Here is a 1,420-nt window from a genome sequence, read left to right as displayed (position 1 = left end):
TGCGGCTGAGTTCGGCGCGCCGCACCACCTCCTCGACCGACGCGAACGGCGACCGGTTGCCCGCTTCCCGCGCCTTCACCAGGCGCTCCGCCTCCGCCTGCGCCAGCCCGGCTGCCTGCCGCAACCCGAGGCGCAAGGCCAATCCTTCGGCGCTGTCAGCTTCGGGCTCCAGGGTGCAGTCCCAGCCGCTCTGGTTGACGTCCACCGGCCGCACGGCGACGCCATGCTCCCGTGCATCCCGGACGATCTGGGCGGGCGCGTAAAATCCCATGGGCTGTGCGTTCAGCAGGGCCGCCGCGAAGACCGAGGGATGCCATCGCTTCAACCAGCTGCTGGCATAGGCCAGGTGCGCGAAGGAGGCGGCGTGGCTTTCCGGGAAGCCGTAGCTGCCGAAGCCCTCCAGCTGCTGGAACACCCGCTCGGCCAGTTCCGGGTCGTAGCCGCGCCGGACCATGCCGCCCACCAGCCGCTCTCGGACCTCGCTGACCCCCTGCGTGTGCTTGAAGGTCGCCATGGCGCGGCGCAGCTTGTCGGCCTCCTCGGGGGTGAACTTCGCGGCCACCATGGCGACGCGCATCGCCTGCTCCTGGAACAGCGGCACGCCCAGGGTGCGCTTGAGCACATCCTTGAGCTCGTCCTTGTGGCCGTGCTCCCGACCGGGGGAGGGATAGACCGGCTGCTCCAGCCCCCAGCGGCGGCGCAGATAGGGATGCACCATGTCGCCCTGGATCGGGCCGGGCCGGATGATCGCCACCTGGATCACCAGGTCGTAGAACCTCGAAGGCCGCAGCCGCGGCAGCATGTTCATCTGCGCCCGGCTCTCGACCTGGAACACGCCGACGCTGTCGGCCCGCCGCAGCATGGCGTAGGTCTCCGGGCAGTCCCTGGGCACGCCCGCCAGGTCGAGATCCTTTCGGTGGTGCCGCTTGAGCAACTGGAACCCGCGCCGGAGCATGGACAGCATGCCGAGCGCCAGGATGTCGACCTTGAGCAGCCCCAGCGCGTCGATGTCGTCCTTGTCCCATTCCAGCACGGTCCGACCCTCCATGGCGGCATTGCCGATCACCGCCATCTCGGTCAGCGGCCCGCGGCTGATGACGAAGCCGCCGACATGGGTGGCGAGGTGGCGCGGGAAGTCCTGGATCTCCTCGGCCAAACGCAGTGTCCAGCCGAGCCGTGTATCCACGGGATCCAGCCCCAGCCCGGCGGCGAGTTCCGGCAGGGTCTGGTCGCGCCCGGGGCCCCAGGACGCCTTGGCCAGCCGCGCGGTGACGTCCTCCGACAGGCCCAGGGCCTTGCCCACCTCGCGAATGGCCGAGCGGGCGCGGTAACGGATCACGGTGCCGGCGATGGCCGCGCGGTGTCGGCCGTAGCGCTGGTAGATGGACTGGATCACCTCCTCGCGCCGCTCGTGCTCGAA

Annotated in this window: 1 protein-coding gene; it reads right to left on the bottom strand. The window is 70.2% G+C overall.

All coding sequences use genetic code 11. The features are described from left to right. The coding region (locus tag D2K64_RS23570) for a helix-hairpin-helix domain-containing protein (protein ID WP_456316385.1) at positions 1-1,420 on the bottom strand (1,420 nt) is incomplete at both ends.

This window comes from Teichococcus vastitatis (assembly GCF_003604215.1).
GTDB lineage: Bacteria > Pseudomonadota > Alphaproteobacteria > Acetobacterales > Acetobacteraceae > Pseudoroseomonas > Pseudoroseomonas vastitatis.
Note: the sequence above shows the minus strand (reverse complement) of the source record. Positions and strands in the feature narration are given on the sequence as shown.